General features: G+C 73.5%; 15 protein-coding genes and 1 pseudogene. 11 read left to right on the top strand and 5 right to left on the bottom strand.

Going from position 1 to position 13,746, the window contains the following annotated elements:
• Together mobA and ACFOWE_RS27635 are read left to right on the top strand one after the other, a co-directional pair.
• Nucleotides 1-447, top strand: a 447-nt coding sequence (gene mobA, locus ACFOWE_RS27630) for a molybdenum cofactor guanylyltransferase (protein ID WP_377292870.1), incomplete at its 5' end; no start/stop codon positions are given.
• A complete protein-coding gene (locus ACFOWE_RS27635; protein ID WP_377292872.1) occupies nucleotides 444-701 on the top strand; it encodes a DUF6457 domain-containing protein in 258 nt (85 codons plus the stop codon). The genes mobA and ACFOWE_RS27635, both read left to right, overlap by 4 nt.
• A gap of 352 nt (nucleotides 702-1,053) precedes the next feature.
• On the opposite strand, the gene ACFOWE_RS27640 is transcribed toward ACFOWE_RS27635, so the two are convergent.
• Entirely contained in the window at nucleotides 1,054-1,371 is a 318-nt protein-coding gene (locus ACFOWE_RS27640; protein ID WP_377292874.1) for a DUF3099 domain-containing protein, read from the bottom strand.
• A gap of 75 nt (nucleotides 1,372-1,446) precedes the next feature.
• On the opposite strand from ACFOWE_RS27640, the gene ACFOWE_RS27645 reads away from it, so the two are divergent.
• Together ACFOWE_RS27645 and ACFOWE_RS27650 are read left to right on the top strand one after the other, a co-directional pair.
• Entirely contained in the window at nucleotides 1,447-1,659 is a 213-nt protein-coding gene (locus tag ACFOWE_RS27645; protein ID WP_344854508.1) for a dodecin, read from the top strand.
• Between the two features lie 69 nt (nucleotides 1,660-1,728).
• Nucleotides 1,729-2,802 carry a linear amide C-N hydrolase gene (locus tag ACFOWE_RS27650; protein ID WP_377292876.1) on the top strand — a complete coding sequence of 358 codons (1,074 nt, stop codon included), beginning with the start codon at nucleotides 1,729-1,731 and terminating at the stop codon, nucleotides 2,800-2,802.
• 38 nt (nucleotides 2,803-2,840) lie between these two features.
• On the opposite strand, the gene ACFOWE_RS27655 is transcribed toward ACFOWE_RS27650, so the two are convergent.
• Together ACFOWE_RS27655 and ACFOWE_RS27660 are read right to left on the bottom strand one after the other, a co-directional pair.
• Nucleotides 2,841-4,208 carry a metallopeptidase TldD-related protein gene (locus ACFOWE_RS27655; protein ID WP_377293171.1) on the bottom strand — a complete coding sequence of 456 codons (1,368 nt, stop codon included), beginning with the start codon at nucleotides 4,206-4,208 and terminating at the stop codon, nucleotides 2,841-2,843.
• 38 nt (nucleotides 4,209-4,246) lie between these two features.
• Nucleotides 4,247-5,746 (bottom strand): TldD/PmbA family protein, encoded by a 1,500-nt coding sequence (locus ACFOWE_RS27660; RefSeq protein WP_377292878.1) that lies wholly within the window; start codon nucleotides 5,744-5,746, stop codon nucleotides 4,247-4,249.
• A gap of 77 nt (nucleotides 5,747-5,823) precedes the next feature.
• Between ACFOWE_RS27660 and ACFOWE_RS27665 the strand changes: the two genes are divergently transcribed.
• Together ACFOWE_RS27665 and fabI are read left to right on the top strand one after the other, a co-directional pair.
• Nucleotides 5,824-6,528 carry a beta-ketoacyl-ACP reductase gene (locus ACFOWE_RS27665; RefSeq protein WP_377292880.1) on the top strand — a complete coding sequence of 235 codons (705 nt, stop codon included), beginning with the start codon at nucleotides 5,824-5,826 and terminating at the stop codon, nucleotides 6,526-6,528.
• A gap of 164 nt (nucleotides 6,529-6,692) precedes the next feature.
• Nucleotides 6,693-7,457: an enoyl-ACP reductase FabI gene (fabI, locus tag ACFOWE_RS27670; protein ID WP_377292882.1), complete on the top strand. Its 765-nt coding sequence runs from the start codon at nucleotides 6,693-6,695 to the stop codon at nucleotides 7,455-7,457.
• A 135-nt stretch (nucleotides 7,458-7,592) separates the two neighbouring features.
• Here the strand turns inward: fabI and ACFOWE_RS27675 are convergent, their stop codons facing one another.
• On the bottom strand, nucleotides 7,593-8,480 hold the full coding sequence (locus ACFOWE_RS27675; RefSeq protein WP_377292884.1) for a hypothetical protein: 888 nt from the start codon (nucleotides 8,478-8,480) through the stop codon (nucleotides 7,593-7,595).
• A 191-nt stretch (nucleotides 8,481-8,671) separates the two neighbouring features.
• On the bottom strand, nucleotides 8,672-9,616 hold the full coding sequence (locus ACFOWE_RS27680; RefSeq protein ID WP_377292886.1) for an aldo/keto reductase: 945 nt from the start codon (nucleotides 9,614-9,616) through the stop codon (nucleotides 8,672-8,674).
• Nucleotides 9,617-9,681: 65 nt separating this feature from the next.
• On the opposite strand from ACFOWE_RS27680, the gene ACFOWE_RS27685 reads away from it, so the two are divergent.
• The 5 genes and pseudogenes from ACFOWE_RS27685 to mshC form a co-directional block, all read left to right on the top strand.
• Nucleotides 9,682-10,380 carry a histidine phosphatase family protein gene (locus ACFOWE_RS27685; protein WP_377292888.1) on the top strand — a complete coding sequence of 233 codons (699 nt, stop codon included), beginning with the start codon at nucleotides 9,682-9,684 and terminating at the stop codon, nucleotides 10,378-10,380.
• Nucleotides 10,381-10,390: 10 nt separating this feature from the next.
• Nucleotides 10,391-10,966, top strand: a complete 576-nt coding sequence (locus ACFOWE_RS27690) for a DUF3090 domain-containing protein (protein ID WP_377292890.1) — start codon at nucleotides 10,391-10,393, stop codon at nucleotides 10,964-10,966.
• Complete coding sequence (locus tag ACFOWE_RS27695; RefSeq protein WP_377292892.1) at nucleotides 10,963-11,724, top strand: SCO1664 family protein; 762 nt, start codon at nucleotides 10,963-10,965, stop codon at nucleotides 11,722-11,724. The genes ACFOWE_RS27690 and ACFOWE_RS27695 overlap by 4 nt, the downstream gene beginning before the upstream one ends.
• Nucleotides 11,725-11,797: 73 nt before the next feature.
• Entirely contained in the window at nucleotides 11,798-12,514 is a 717-nt protein-coding gene (locus tag ACFOWE_RS27700) for an NRDE family protein (RefSeq protein ID WP_377292894.1), read from the top strand.
• Between the two features lie 123 nt (nucleotides 12,515-12,637).
• Nucleotides 12,638-13,746, top strand: a pseudogene (gene mshC / locus ACFOWE_RS27705) (cysteine--1-D-myo-inosityl 2-amino-2-deoxy-alpha-D-glucopyranoside ligase); the annotation flags it as partial.

The following is a 13,746-nucleotide window of genomic DNA, read 5'->3' on the forward strand; positions in this document are numbered from 1 at the left end:
GACCGCGGCGGGGCCGCCGTGCCCGGGGCCGGCCGCCTGGTCGTGGTGGGGCCGGAGCGCCCCGGGCTCGATCGGGCGGTCTTCCGCACCGAGGACCCGCCGGGCGGCGGCCCGGTCCCGGCGCTGCGGGCCGGGCTGGCGGAGGTGAGCGCCCCCCGGGTGGTGCTGCTCGCCGCGGACCTGCCGTTCCTGCGCGCCGAGCACGTGGCGGCGCTGCTCGCCGCGGAGGGGCCGGGCGCGGTACTCGTCGACGACGGCGGCCACGAGCAGTGGCTCGTGGGAGCCTGGCGTACGGCGGTGCTCGCCGAGGCGCTCGCCCGTTACGAGGGGCGGTCGCTGCGGGGGCTGCTCGCCCCGCTGCGCCCGGCCGCTCTCCGCCTGCCGGGGGAGCCGTGGTTCGATTGCGACACGTTGGACGATCTGGAGCATGTGAGGAGCAAGGCGTGAACGTGCTGGAGGAGTGGACCGCGCTGGTCTGCAGGGAGCTCGGCGTCGACCCGGCGAGGGTGGACCGGGACGCGCTGCTCGACCTCACCAAGGACGTCGCCCACGGCGTGGCCCGCCCGGCGGCGCCGCTGACGGCCTACATTCTGGGTCTGGCCCAGGGGGCGGGGACGGCCTCGCCCGACGCGGCGGAACGGGTGACGGAGCTGGCCCGCGACTGGGAGCGGGCGACCACCGAGACGCTCGGCGACGCCTAGCGCGCCGTCCACCGAGACGCTCGGCGACACCCGGCCGGGTCGTCCGCCGAGACGCTCGGGGACGCCTGGCAGGGCGTCCGTGGAGCGGGAGCAGGCGAGGGCAGGCAAAGGCGGACAGGGGCGGACAGGGGCAGGACTGAGGCGGAACGGTGCCAGGTCCAGGCGAAGGTGCCTGCGCGGGAAGAGGAGTGAGAAAAGGGCGACGCCGGGTGGTTACGGGGGCAAACCACCCGGCGCCGCTTCATCGGCGTTCCGACGGGGGCCCGGAACGCCGGCACCAGTGCCCCGACGGGGGACCAGGGCACTTGGTTAAAGCGTACACCTACAACCCTCAATATGCGTCAAGACTTAGTCACGACCCGATCTCGCGTCGGTGCCGTGGAATCTCGTTCTGACCTGTGTCGGCGGCGGAGTCGCCGGGGCGGAAGGAGACCTCCCGGCGGGGGGCGTTGGCCCCGACCACGGCGATGTAGGGGAGGAAGATCACGCCGGCGAAGAGCAGGAGCTTGACCGCCATCGGCGCGGGCACGGTGAAGGCGAGGACCAGGCAGACCAGCCGGATCCCCATCTTGATCAGGTAGTTCCGCTCCCGCCGCCCGATGTCCTCGCTCAGCGAGGGCCGGGCGTCGGTCACCTCGTGGACCACCTCGCGTCTGCGCCATCCCCTCACACCTTCCAACGTAGACCTCGGATCGGCCGGGGGCGAAACGGTCATGTGATCGGGGCTTCCGGGTAGGAGGATGGAATGACTGATCGAACGTACCGGGTGACCGAGATAGTCGGCACGTCGGGGGAGAGCATCGAGGCGGCGGTCCGCAACGGCATCCGCCGCGCCGCACAGACCCTGCGCCACCTCGACTGGTTCGAGGTGACCGAGGTGCGCGGCCACATCGTCGACGGGGAGATCGGCCATTTCCAGGTGGGCATGAAGGTCGGCTTCCGCCTGGAGGACTCCTGATCCTTCAAGATCGCCGGTCCGGGCGGGCGGCTCTTGCCCCGCGGGACTCCGCGGCCCAGACTGGCGGGCATGGAGAACCCGCGCCGGAGCCTCTGCGCCGTCCTGGCAGCCCTGGCCGTGGCGGCGGCCGGAGGCTGCTCCGCGTCCCCGGCGCGCGACGCCGCCTCGCCGTCCTCCGCGAGCCCCTTCGCGAGCACGCGGACCGGGCCCGCGCAGGGCGCGACGCCGCGGCCGGTGCTCACCCAGAGCGCGTCCGACATCCGGCGGACGATCGAGAGCCTCCGCCGGGTGGACGACCTTCCTCTCTACGAGATGACCTTCCACGGGTCCTACGACAGGAGGGCGCCGGTCGACGAGGAACTGCTCTCCGCGCAGGCGGGCGACTGGGCGTGCTCGCTGTTCGCCCTGCCCGCCTCCGGAGCCGGCGGCCCGGTGCTGTTCGGCCGGAACTTCGACTGGGACGACCACCCCGCGATGATCGTGCACGCCGACCCGCCCGACGGCCACGCGTCGCTCTCCGTCGTGGACCTGCACTACGTGCTCGGGGACGGGGGCACCCCCGACCCGGCGGATCCCCAGACCCGGCGCCGGATGGCCCACGCCGTGCTCCTGCCCTTCGACGGGGTGAACGACAAGGGCCTCGCCGTCGGGATGGCCCAGGTCCCCGACGGGGAGCTTCCCGCCAGGAGGGCCGGCCGGCCGGCCGTGGGCAGCGTCCGCATCATGCGGATCGTGCTGGACGAGGCCGCGACCGTGGACGAGGCGCTGGAGATCATGCGCGGTCACGACATCGACTTCTCCGGCGGGCCGCAACTCCACTACATGATCGCTGACGCCACCGGGAGGTCGGTCGTCGTGGAGTTCGCCCGCGGCAGGCTCAACGTCATCGAGGACCGGGCGCTGACCAACTTCGCCATGACCGGCACCGGCCCCCGGCAGCGGATGGCCGACGGCCGCTACCGCACCCTCGTCTCCGGCATGCCGGACGTGCGGGACTGGAAGGACGCGATGGCCCTCCTGGCGCGGGTGGCCCAGGGGCACACCCGCTGGTCGGTGGTCTACGACCTGCGCGACGCCACGGCGCGGGTGGTGACGGTCAAGCGCTGGGAGCGGGTGCACACCTTCCCGCTCGTCCAGCGCTAGACCTCGCCTTCCCGCTCGTCCGGCGTCGGGACCCCGCCTCAGCTGGCCTGGCTGACCGTCGACATGTTGAAGTCCGGGACCCGGATCGCGGGCATGACCGTGCGGGTGAAGTAGTCGTTCCACTCGCGTGGCAGCGTCTGCTCGCTCGCCCCGATCTCGGTGACGCGGCGGAGGATGTCCACCGGGCTCTCGTTGAACCGGAAGTTGTTCACCTCTCCGACCACCTCGCCGTTCTCCACCAGGTAGACGCCGTCCCGGGTCAGGCCGGTGAGCAGCAGCGTCTGCGGGTCCACCTCGCGGATGTACCACAGGCAGGTGAGCAGCAGGCCCCGCTCGGTGGAGGCGATCATCTCCTCCAGAGACCTGCCCCCGGACGGCCCCTCCATGATCAGATTGTCGATCGCGGGGGTGGCGGGCAGGTCCGTCAGCTCGGCCGAGTGCCGGGTCTGGATCAGGTTCGTCAGCACGCCGTCCGCGATCCAGTCGGTCGGGGCGAGCGGCAGGCCGTTGTCGAAGACCGAGCTCTGCCGGCCGGAGGCGTGCGCGATCACGAACGGGGCGGACTCCAGGCCCGCGGCGGCCGGGTCGCCGTACAGCCGGACCGGCAGGGAGGACAGGCTCTCCCCGACTCGGGTGCCGCCGCCCGGCTTGGAGAAGACCGTCCGGCCCTCGAAGGCGTCGCGCGCCCCGGCCGTCCAGTACAGATAGACCATCAGGTCGGCCACGGCCCCCGGCGGGAGCAGCGTCTCGTACCGGCCCGCGGGCAGGTCGACGCGGTTCTTCGCCCACTCCAGCCGCCTGGCCAGCGAGGCGTCCAGCGCCGCCACGTCCACGTCCGAGAAGTCGCGGGTGGCCACGCCCGTCCACGCCGAGCGCTTCATGTCCGGCGACTTGGCGTTGAGCTCCAGCCGGCCGGTCGGCTGGGTGTGCCGGAGCCGGGTCCCGGTGGAGGAGCCCACGAACGTCGTGGTGACGGTGTGCTCGGCGAAGCCGTACAGCCTCCGGCCGCCCGCCTCGGCGGCGGCGAAGGCCTCGCCCAGCGCGGGGGCGAGGGCGCCGAACACGCCGATCGTGGTCGGTACGGCGGGCGCGTCCCAGTCGGCGGAGACGCCTCCGTCGGCCAGCGGCCGGGCGTCCTCGGACGGCTGCGCGTCCCGCGCGGCGCGGTCGGCCGCGGCGACCACGTCGGCCAGCTGGTCGGGGCGGACCGCCGCCCGCGACACCACGCCGGCGCCGCGCCCGACGACCGAGATCACGGTCAGCTGCAGGGAGCGGGAGACGCCGTTGGTGGTGAGGGTGTTGCCCGCGAAGCGCAGGTTGGCGCTGGAGGTGGCGTCGACGATGACGACGGTGTCGTCGGCCGCCGACAGCTCCAGGGCCTTGTCGATCATCTCCTGGGGAGTCATGCCGCTCCTCGCCTGCCCGCTCGCCGTGGTGTTCTCGCTCACTTGCCGCCCTCCTGCACGGTGTTGAGGACGCGCACGCCGCGGAAGAGCGCCGACGGGCAGCCGTGGCTGACCGGGGCGACCTGGCCGGGCTGGCCCTTGCCGCAGTTGAACGCGCCGCCGAGCACGTAGGTCTGCTCGCCGCCGACGGCCTCCATCGAGCGCCAGAAGTCGGTCGTCGTCGCCTGGTAGGCGACGTCCCGGACCTGCCCGGCCAGCCGGCCGTTCTCGATGCGGTAGAACCTCTGGCCGGTGAACTGGAAGTTGTACCTCTGCATGTCGATCGACCAGCTCTTGTCGCCGACGACGTAGACGCCGCGCTCCACCCGCGAGATGAGCTCGTCGGTGGAGGGGCCGCCGGGCGCGGGCCGCAGCGAGACGTTGGCCATGCGCTGGATCGGCATGTGGCCGGGGGAGTCGGCGAAGGCGCAGCCGTTGGAGGAGCCCAGGCCCTTCATCCGTGCCATGCGCCGGTCGAGCTGGTAGCCGACCAGGACGCCGCCGGAGACGATGTCGAACTCCCGGGTCGCCACGCCCTCGTCGTCGTAGCCGATGGTGGACAGGCCGTGCTCGGCCGTGCGGTCGCCCGTCACGTTCATCACCGGCGAGCCGTACACCAGGCTGCCGAGCCGGTCGAAGGTGGCGAAGCTGGTCCCGGCGTAGGCCGCCTCGTAGCCGAGGGCGCGGTCCAGCTCGGTGGCGTGCCCGATCGACTCGTGGATCGTCAGCCACAGGTTGGACGGGTCGATCACCAGGTCGTAGACGCCCGCCTCGACGGAGGGGGCGCCCAGCTTCTCCTCCAGCAGGGCGGGGATCTCGGCCAGCTCGGCGGGGAAGTCCCAGCCGGTGCCGGTGAGGTACTCGTAGCCCCGGCCGGTGGGCGGGGCGAGCGTGCGCATCTCGTCGAAGCGGCCCTCGCCGACCTTCATCGCGCTCAGCTCCGGGTGCAGGCGCACCCGCTGCTGGGTGGTGACGGTGCCCGCCGTGTCGGCGTAGAACTTCTGCTCCTTGACCTGCATCAGCGAGGCCCGGACGTGGTCCACGCGCGGGTCCTTCAGCAGGCCGGCCGACCAGTCGGCCAGCAGCGCGGCCTTCTCCCGCAGGGGGACGTCGAACGGGTCGACCTCGTAGGAGGAGACCCAGGTGACGTCGGCGTGGACGGGTTCGGGGGCCAGTTCGATGGGCTCGCGGTTGACCGCGGCGGAGACGAGGGCGACCTCGACCGCCTGCTCGGCCACGGCGGCCGCGGCCTCGGGTGTGAGCTCGATGCCCGAGGCGAAGCCCCAGGTGCCGTTCTTGACGACCCGCACGGCGTAGCCGAGGTCGTCTCCGTCGATGGAGCCTTCCAGCTGGGCGTCCGACAGGCGCAGGGTCTCCGCGCGGATGCGTTCGAGCCGGAAGTCGGCGTGCTCGGCACCGAGGTCGCGGGCACGCTGGAGGGCCGCGTCCGCCAGCCGCCTCATGGGCAGGGCGAGGAAATCGGAATCGATCTGGCGCATGTCCACGATCCTAGACCTGCGATCTTGTCCTTCGCGGCTAACGGGTCTACCGGCAAGTAACGGATAGCGTCGGCTCCATGGCTCGATCAGTTCTCGTAACCGGCGGCAATCGCGGCATCGGCCTCGCGATCGCCCGCGAACTCGCACGCGCCGGTGACGCCGTCGCCGTGACCTACCGCTCCGGGGAGCCGCCCGAGGGGCTGTTCGGCGTGCAGTGCGACGTCACCAGCATGGCCGACGTGGACGCGGCCTTCGGCAAGGTCGAGGCCGAGCAGGGCCCGGTGGAGGTGCTCGTCGCCAACGCGGGCATCACCCGGGACACGCTGCTGCCGATGATGAAGGAGGAGACCTTCACCGAGGTCGTCGATGCCAACCTCACCGGCGCCTACCGGGTGGCCAAGCGCGCCACCAAGGGCATGCTCCGCCTGCGGCGCGGCCGGATCGTGCTCATCTCCTCGGTGGTGGCGATGCTCGGCTCGGCCGGGCAGACCAACTACGCCGCCTCCAAGGCCGGCATGATCGGCTTCGCCCGCTCGGCCGCCCGCGAGCTGGCCTCGCGCGGCATCACCGTGAACGTCGTCGCCCCGGGCTTCGTGGAGACCGACATGACGGCCGTGCTGGACGAGGCCCAGCAGGAGCGGATCCGCCAGAACATCCCGCTGGGCCGGCAGGCCAGGCCGGAGGAGATCGCCAAGGCCGTCGCCTTCCTGGCGAGCGAGGACGCCGCCTACATCACCGGCGCCGTCATCCCCGTCGACGGCGGACTGGGCATGGGCCACTGAGCGGCGCACGCCGAGCACCGCACGCCGAGCACCGCACGCCGAGCACCGCACGCCGAGCACCGCACGCCGAGCACCGCACGCTGAGAACGGTCACCGCGCGCCGGGAACGGGGCGCCGGGAGCCGGGCACGGGCCCTCGCGGGCACTTCACGAAGGACGGAATCAATGGGAATCCTCGACGGCAAACGGATCCTGGTCACCGGCGTCCTGACCGACGCCTCGATCGCCTTCTCTGTGGCCAAGCTGGCCCAGGAGGAGGGTGCCACGATCGTGCTGACCGGCTTCGGCCGGCTCAGCCTGGTCGAGCGCATCGCCAGGCGGCTCCCCGAGCCGCCCCCGGTGATCGAGCTGGACGTGCAGAACACCGAGCACCTCGACTCGCTGGCCGAGCGGGTGGGCGAGCACCTGGGCGGGCTCGACGGCGTGGTGCACTCCATCGGGTTCGCCCCGCAGAGCTGCCTGGGCGGCAACTTCCTCAACACGCCGTGGGAGGACGTGGCGACCGCGCTCCAGGTCTCCACCTACTCGTTCAAGTCGCTGGCGGTGGCCTGCCTGCCCCTGCTGAAGGAGGGCAGCGCGATCGTCGGCCTCGACTTCGACGCGACCAAGGCCTGGCCGGTCTACGACTGGATGGGCGTGGCCAAGGCGGGGCTGGAGTCCTGCTCCCGTTATCTGGCACGGGACCTCGGCAAGCACGGCATCCGGGTGAACCTCGTCGCGGCCGGTCCGCTGCGGACGATGGCGGCCAAGAGCATCCCCGGCTTCAAGGAGTTCGAGGACAGCTGGCCGGAGAAGGCGCCGCTCGGCTGGGACCTCGCCGACACCGTCCCCGCGGCCAAGGCGTGCCTGGCGCTGCTGTCGGACTGGTTCCCGGCCACGACCGGGGAGATCGTGCACGTCGACGGCGGCGTGCACGCGATCGGGGGCTGACCCCGTACGGCGCGGGCCCGCACCGTACGGGCCCGCGCGTTCCCCGGCGCCGACCGGCGTCCGGGCGGTGACCCGGCGCCGGAGCGGCGTCCGGACGAGGATCTCCCGCCGGGCCCGGAGGACCTCCCGACGGGCCTAGGCGACGCGGTGCCGCCCCATCCGGAGCGGCTCGAACGGGATCGACTCCTCCTCGGCCCGCCTGGTGTACATCAGCCGGACGGCGAGGACCGCCGCGGCCAGCAGGACCGCGGTGAGGGCGGTGCCGACCGGGTCGGAGGAGCGGACGAGAGTGACGGACGCCTGCCCGCCCGGCACGCGCTGCCGGAGCTCCTGCGTGAGGGGGCCCGGCCACAGGGGCTCGAGCAGAGGCGTCTCGACATCGATGACGGGCGGCTCGGAGAGGGCCGGGTCGCGCACCTCGGTGGTGTGCGGGCGGGGCTCCGGATGGTACGGGTACGAGGCGGAGGAGGAGGGACCGGAAACCGGCGCCTGCTCCTTCTCCGGTCTCTCCGTCTCAGGCCTGCGGCTCCGGTCGGCGGGCGCGGTGGCGGTCGGCCGCGCGTCCTCCCCGGGAGCCGGCGCCGACGAGGCCGGGGACGCCGGGGACGTCGGGGACTCAGCGCACCCGGAGGAGCTCAGGGAGACGCAGACGTCGAGGGTCACGGGCGGGCGCCCGCCGCCGGACCCCTCCTCGCGCTTCTCCGGCGCGGACGGCGGTGCGGTGGTCCTCCCTCCGGAGGACGCCCTCGCCGTCGGCGCGGCCTCGCCGACCGGCTCCAGGACCTTCCCGACGGTCTGGTCGAGGCCCTCGGTCACCGGGGACAGGACGGATCCCGTCAACCCGTCCACGACGTTGGTGACGCCGTCCACCGTCTGGCATAGACCGCCGGTGACCCCGCCGAGCAGCCCGCCGCCCCTGTCGCAGTCGGCCGCGTGCGCGGCGTCCGCGGATGCGGTCGCGACCACGGAGAGCCCGCCGCCCAGCGCCAGCGCCAGCGCACCGGCCGAGATCGCAGATCGCATCTTTCCCCCTCGCGCGCCGGCGCGGATCCGTCGGCGTCTGGCTGAGCCCCTCCTGCCATCCGAATGACAGTTTTGTGTGAAGGCCGGGTTTTTCCACGGAAAGTTGCGATTCGGTATCGACTAGTGACACGCGAGAAAGACTCTCGTTCTATACGGATTCCCCGTGTCCGCAGGCCGTTCCCGGCGCGTCCTCAGTCCGCGGACACGTCGTCGAGCGCCTCCCTGATCGCCGCCGGCAGTGCCAGGTCCTCGGCCTCGAGCACCCCGGCCAGCTGGGTCTGCGTGCGCGCCCCCACGATGGCGGCGGCCACCCCGGGCTGGTCGCGGACCCAGGACAGGGCCACCGCCAGAGGGGAGACGCCGAGTCCTTCGGCGGCGGTGGTGACCGACTCCACGACCCGGCGGCACCGCTCGTCGAGGTACGGCGTGACGAAGTCGGCCAGGTGGGGGGTGGCCGCGCGGGAGTCGGCGGGGATGCCCGTGCGGTACTTGCCGGTGAGCACCCCCCGGCCCAGCGGCGACCAGGCCAGCACTCCGGCGCCGGCGTACTCGGCGGCGGGCAGCAGATCGCGCTCGGGCTCCCTCGCCAGCAGGGAGTACTCGACCTGGGCGGCGACGATCGGCGTGCGGCCGGGGACCGCCCGCTGGGTGACGGCCGCCGCGGCGAGCTGCCAGCCGGTGTAGTCGCACACCCCGGCGTAGGCCGCCCGGCCCGAGGAGACGATGACGTCCACCGCGGCCAGGGTCTCCTCCAGCGGCACCTCGGGGTCGAAGGCGTGCAGCTGCCACAGGTCCACCTCGTCGAGCCCCAGCCGGGCGAGAGAGGCGTCCGCGGCGGCGATCAGATGTCTCCGGGAGGCGTCGCGCGGGCGGCGCCCGGAGGGGGTGAGCACGGCCTTGGTGGACAGCACCAGCTCCGAGCGCGGCACCGTGTCGCGGAGCAGGCGCCCCAGCAGCCGCTCGGCCTCTCCGCCCGAGTAGACGTCGGCGGTGTCGATCAGGGTGCCGCCGGCCTCGGCGAAGGCGCGGAGCTGCGCCGCGGCGTCCTCCGCGCCGGTGTCGCGCCCCCAGGTCATCGTCCCGAGCCCGAGGCGGGACACCGACAAGCCGCTCCGGCCGACATAGCGCTGCTCCATGATCCGGCCAGGTTACCTCCCGGACGGGTAAAAACGAGGGAGCGGCTGCTGCGACACTTGGTGCCGTGACGACGCTGCTGCTGGCAAGACACGGCCTGACCCCCCTCACCGGCCCGGTGCTGGCCGGGTGGACTCCCGGTGTCCATCTCAGCGACGCCGGCCGGGCCCAGGCGCGGGCCCTGGCGCTCCGCCTGGCCTCCCTGGAACTGGACGCGATCGTCTCCAGCCCGCTGGAGCGCTGCCTGGAGACGGCCGAGGCCGTCGCCGCGGGCCGCGGGCGGCGGGTGCTGACCGACGAGCGGTTCGGGGAGTGCCGCTACGGCGAATGGACCGGCCGCCCGCTCGGCGAGCTCGCCGAGGACCCGCTCTGGCCGGTGGTGCAGGCCCACCCGAGCGCCGTGACGTTCCCCGGGGGAGAATCCCTCACCGCGGTCCAGCACCGCGCCGTGACGGCCGTGCGGGAGTGGAACGCCCGCCTGGGCCCCGGGGCCGTCTACCTCGTCTGCAGCCACGGCGACGTGATCAAGGCCGTCGTGGCGGACGCGCTGGGACTGCATCTGGACCAGTTCCAGCGGATAACGGCCGATCCCGCCTCGCTCACCGCCATCCGCTACACCCCCTTGCGCCCCTTCGTGCTCAGGCTCAACGACGTGGGCGGAGATGTGACCGGATTGCGACCCCGGGAGGGTTCGGAGGAAGCCGGCGGGGGAGAAAACTCCACCGTGAGCGACGCCGCAGTCGGCGGCGGATCCGGGACCACGTAAGGTCGGGGCTATGCCGGTGTTCGACTACGACCCACCTGAGAGGTTCGTGGCTGGTGCGGTGGGGCAGCCGGGCTCGCGGGCCTTCTTCCTGCAGGCCCGGGGGCAGGGGCGGCTGACCACCGTCGGGCTGGAGAAGTTCCAGGTGGCCGCGCTCGCCGACCGCCTCGACGAGCTGCTCGACGAGGTGCTGCGCCGCAGCGGGGGCACCGCGCAGGTCCCCGCCTCGGCGCCGGAGGGCCTCACCGACAACGACCCCCTCGACACGCCGATCACCGAGGACTTCCGGGTCGGCACGATGGCCCTCGCCTGGGATCCCGAGGCGTCCCAGGTGGTGATCGAGGCGCAGGAGGCCGTCGAGGGGGACGAGGAGTTCGAGCCCTCGCTCCTCGCCGAGCCCGCCCTCCTGCGGGTCCGCATCAGCCCCGCCGCGGCCAGGGCCTTCAGCCGGCGGGCGATGGCCCTCGTCGCCGCGGGACGCCCGCCCTGCCCGCTCTGCGGCCAGCCGCTCGACGCCCAGGGGCACATCTGCGTACGGCTCAACGGTTTCCGGGGGAGTGTCGCCCCGTCGGCTGGAGGAGGCGAATGAGCGCCGAGAGCGAGCCCACGCTGAGCGCGCCGCCTGTGACGGGGCTGGACGACGAGTCCGCTCTGCGACTGCTCCGCGACGGCCGTCTCGAGGTCGCCGGCCGGCTGGTCGAGGCGACGAACATGACGCTCTACTGCACGGTCCGGCTGGGCGGCCTCGCGGCCGCCTGCGTCTACAAGCCGGTCAGGGGCGAGCGCCCGCTCTGGGACTTCCCCGACGGCACCCTGGCCGCCCGGGAGGTCGCCGCCTACGAGGTCTCCGTGGCGACCGGCTGGCGGATCGTCCCCCCGACGGTCTACCGGGACGGCCCGTTCGGCCCGGGCATGTGCCAGCTGTGGATCGACGCCGACCCCGAGGCCGACCTGATGGCGCTGATCCGCAGCCGCCAGCCCGCCCTGCGGCGGATGGCCGTGTTCGACGCCGTCGTGAACAACGCCGACCGCAAGGGCGGCCACCTGCTCCCGCTCGCCGACGGGCACGTCTACGGCGTGGACCACGGCGTCTGCTTCTCCACCGAGGACAAGCTCCGCACCGTGCTCTGGCAGTGGCGCGGCAAGCCCCTGTCCCGGGAGGCCGTGAACGTCCTGGCCCGCCTGGAGCGGGACCTGGAGCAGGGCCGCCTCGGACGCCGGCTCCGGGAGCTCGTCACCCTCGCGGAGGTGGAGGCGACCTGGACGCGGGTCCGCCGGCTCCTCGACACCGGGCTGCACCCCCGGCCCTCCCAGGACTGGCCCGCTCTGCCCTGGCCGCCGATCTGAACCGCCGCGGGGCCGTACCCCGCCGGGCGGCCCCCTTCCCGCGGGCCCCGGGCGGAGGCGTACCCTGCCGGGCATGTGCACGGTCGTCGTCAGCGTCGCGCCCGGCGCGGCGCTCCCCCTGATCCTGGCCGGTGTCCGCGACGAGTTCACCGGCCGGCCCTGGGTGCCTCCGGCGGAGCACTGGCCAGGACTGGTCGGCGGCCGGGACCTGCTCGCCGGCGGGACCTGGCTGGCGGTCGACCCCGTGGCCCGGCGGGCCGCCGCGCTGCTCAACGGCCACGGCGTGCCCGTGCCCGGCCCGGCCCGCCGCTCCCGGGGCGAGCTGCCGCTGCTGGCGGCGGCAGCGGGCCGCCTGCCGGAGCTGGACCTGACCCGCTACGACCCCTTCCACCTCGTGCTGGCCGAGCCGTCCGGGGCGCGGTTGTGGAGCTGGGACGGGGCCGGGCGGACGGAGACGGAGCTCCCGGCCGGGACCCACATGATCGTCAACAGCGGGTGGGAGAGCGGCGAGGAGAACGAGCGCGTCGCGTTCTTCCGCCCCCGGTTCGCCCGGGCCTCCCGGCCCGCCGCGTTGGACGGGGCATGGGGGGAGTGGGCCTTCCTGGCCACCGGGGCGGGCCTGCCGGCCGGGGACCCGCGCGCGATGATCGTCCGTCACGAGCTCCCCGACGGCCGGATCTTCGCCTCCCTCTCGGTCACCCTGCTCGCCCTCGCCCCCGGCGGGCTCCGGTACGACTTCACCGGTGACCCCGCCGACCCCGCGGCGTTCCGCCGCGTGCTGCCGGAATGAGCCCGGGAACGGACCCGGACGGGCCAGGAATGAGCGGGACCGCTCCGGTGGTTGTCATGAACGCCCCCGTACCCACCGCCCCGGGGTGATCGGGGCGGTCCGTCTGCTGGATAGGCTCGCTACATGAGATCGTGGTCTGCGCCGAAGGTTCCTCGGCTCCCTGGTGCTGGTGCTCCGCTGCGGCTGTTCGACACCGCCGCCGGAGAGGTCGTCCCCACACAGCCGGGCCCCACCGCGCGGATGTACGTCTGCGGCATCACGCCCTACGACGCCACCCACCTGGGCCATGCCAACACCTATCTCACCTTCGACCTGGTCAACCGCGCCTGGCGGGACGCCGGCCACGAGGTCCACTTCACCCAGAACGCCACCGACGTCGACGACCCGCTCCTGGAGCGCGCCGAGCAGACCGGGCAGGACTGGCGGGAGCTCGCCGAGCGCGAGATCGAGTTGTTCCGGACCGACATGGAGGCGCTGCGCATCCTGCCGCCCCGCGAGTACGTCGGCGTCACCGAGTCGATCGACCTGGTCGCCGAGCTGATCGTGGCCCTGCGCGACAAGGGCGCCACCTACGAGCTCGGCGGGGACGTCTACTTCGACGTCGCCGCCGCCCCCAAGTTCGGCGCGGTCTCCGGCTACCCCGAGGAGCGGATGCTGGAGCTGTTCGGCGAGCGCGGCGGAGACCCGGAGCGGGCCGGCAAGAAGCACCCGCTCGACTGGCTGCTCTGGCGCGCCGAGCGGCCGGGCGAGCCGTCCTGGCCCTCGCCGCTCGGCCAGGGCCGGCCCGGCTGGCACATCGAGTGCACCGCGATCGCGCTGGCCAACCTCGGCAGCGGCTTCGACGTCGCGGGCGGCGGATCCGATCTGATCTTCCCGCACCACGAGTGCGGCGCCCACGAGGGCCACGTCGCCACCGGCGAGTGGCCCTTCGCCAGGGCCTACGTGCACGCCGGCATGGTCGCCCTCGACGGCGAGAAGATGTCGAAGTCCCGGGGCAACCTGGTCTTCGTCTCCCGGTTGCGCCGCCAGAGCGACCCCATGGCGATCCGGCTGGCCCTGCTCGCCCACCACTACCGCACCGACTGGGAGTGGACCGCGGAGCAGCTGGCCACCGCCGAGGTACGGCTGGCCCGCTGGCGCTCGGCCGCCGGCATGGAGGCCGGGCCGGAGGCGGGCCCGGTGCTCGCCGAGGTCCGCGCCCGGATCGCCGACGACCTGGACGCGCCCGGGGC

This window comes from Planomonospora corallina, from assembly GCF_042650625.1.
In the GTDB taxonomy this organism is placed as follows: Bacteria; Actinomycetota; Actinomycetes; order Streptosporangiales; family Streptosporangiaceae; genus Planomonospora_B; species Planomonospora_B corallina.

Excerpts from the sequence above, each read along its gene's own strand:
- fabI (WP_377292882.1), top strand. The coding sequence starts at position 6,693 with ATGGGAATCCTCGACGGCAAACGGATCCTGGTCACCGGCGTCCTGACC.
- ACFOWE_RS27695 (WP_377292892.1), top strand. The coding sequence starts at position 10,963 with ATGAGCGCCGAGAGCGAGCCCACGCTGAGCGCGCCGCCTGTGACGGGG.
- ACFOWE_RS27665 (WP_377292880.1), top strand. The coding sequence starts at position 5,824 with ATGGCTCGATCAGTTCTCGTAACCGGCGGCAATCGCGGCATCGGCCTC.
- ACFOWE_RS27690 (WP_377292890.1), top strand. The coding sequence starts at position 10,391 with ATGCCGGTGTTCGACTACGACCCACCTGAGAGGTTCGTGGCTGGTGCG.
- ACFOWE_RS27650 (WP_377292876.1), top strand. The coding sequence starts at position 1,729 with ATGGAGAACCCGCGCCGGAGCCTCTGCGCCGTCCTGGCAGCCCTGGCC.
- ACFOWE_RS27655 (WP_377293171.1), bottom strand. The coding sequence starts at position 4,208 with ATGACTCCCCAGGAGATGATCGACAAGGCCCTGGAGCTGTCGGCGGCC.
- ACFOWE_RS27675 (WP_377292884.1), bottom strand. The coding sequence starts at position 8,480 with ATGCGATCTGCGATCTCGGCCGGTGCGCTGGCGCTGGCGCTGGGCGGC.
- ACFOWE_RS27700 (WP_377292894.1), top strand. The coding sequence starts at position 11,798 with ATGTGCACGGTCGTCGTCAGCGTCGCGCCCGGCGCGGCGCTCCCCCTG.
- ACFOWE_RS27660 (WP_377292878.1), bottom strand. The coding sequence starts at position 5,746 with ATGCGCCAGATCGATTCCGATTTCCTCGCCCTGCCCATGAGGCGGCTG.
- ACFOWE_RS27645 (WP_344854508.1), top strand. The coding sequence starts at position 1,447 with ATGACTGATCGAACGTACCGGGTGACCGAGATAGTCGGCACGTCGGGG.
- ACFOWE_RS27680 (WP_377292886.1), bottom strand. The coding sequence starts at position 9,616 with ATGGAGCAGCGCTATGTCGGCCGGAGCGGCTTGTCGGTGTCCCGCCTC.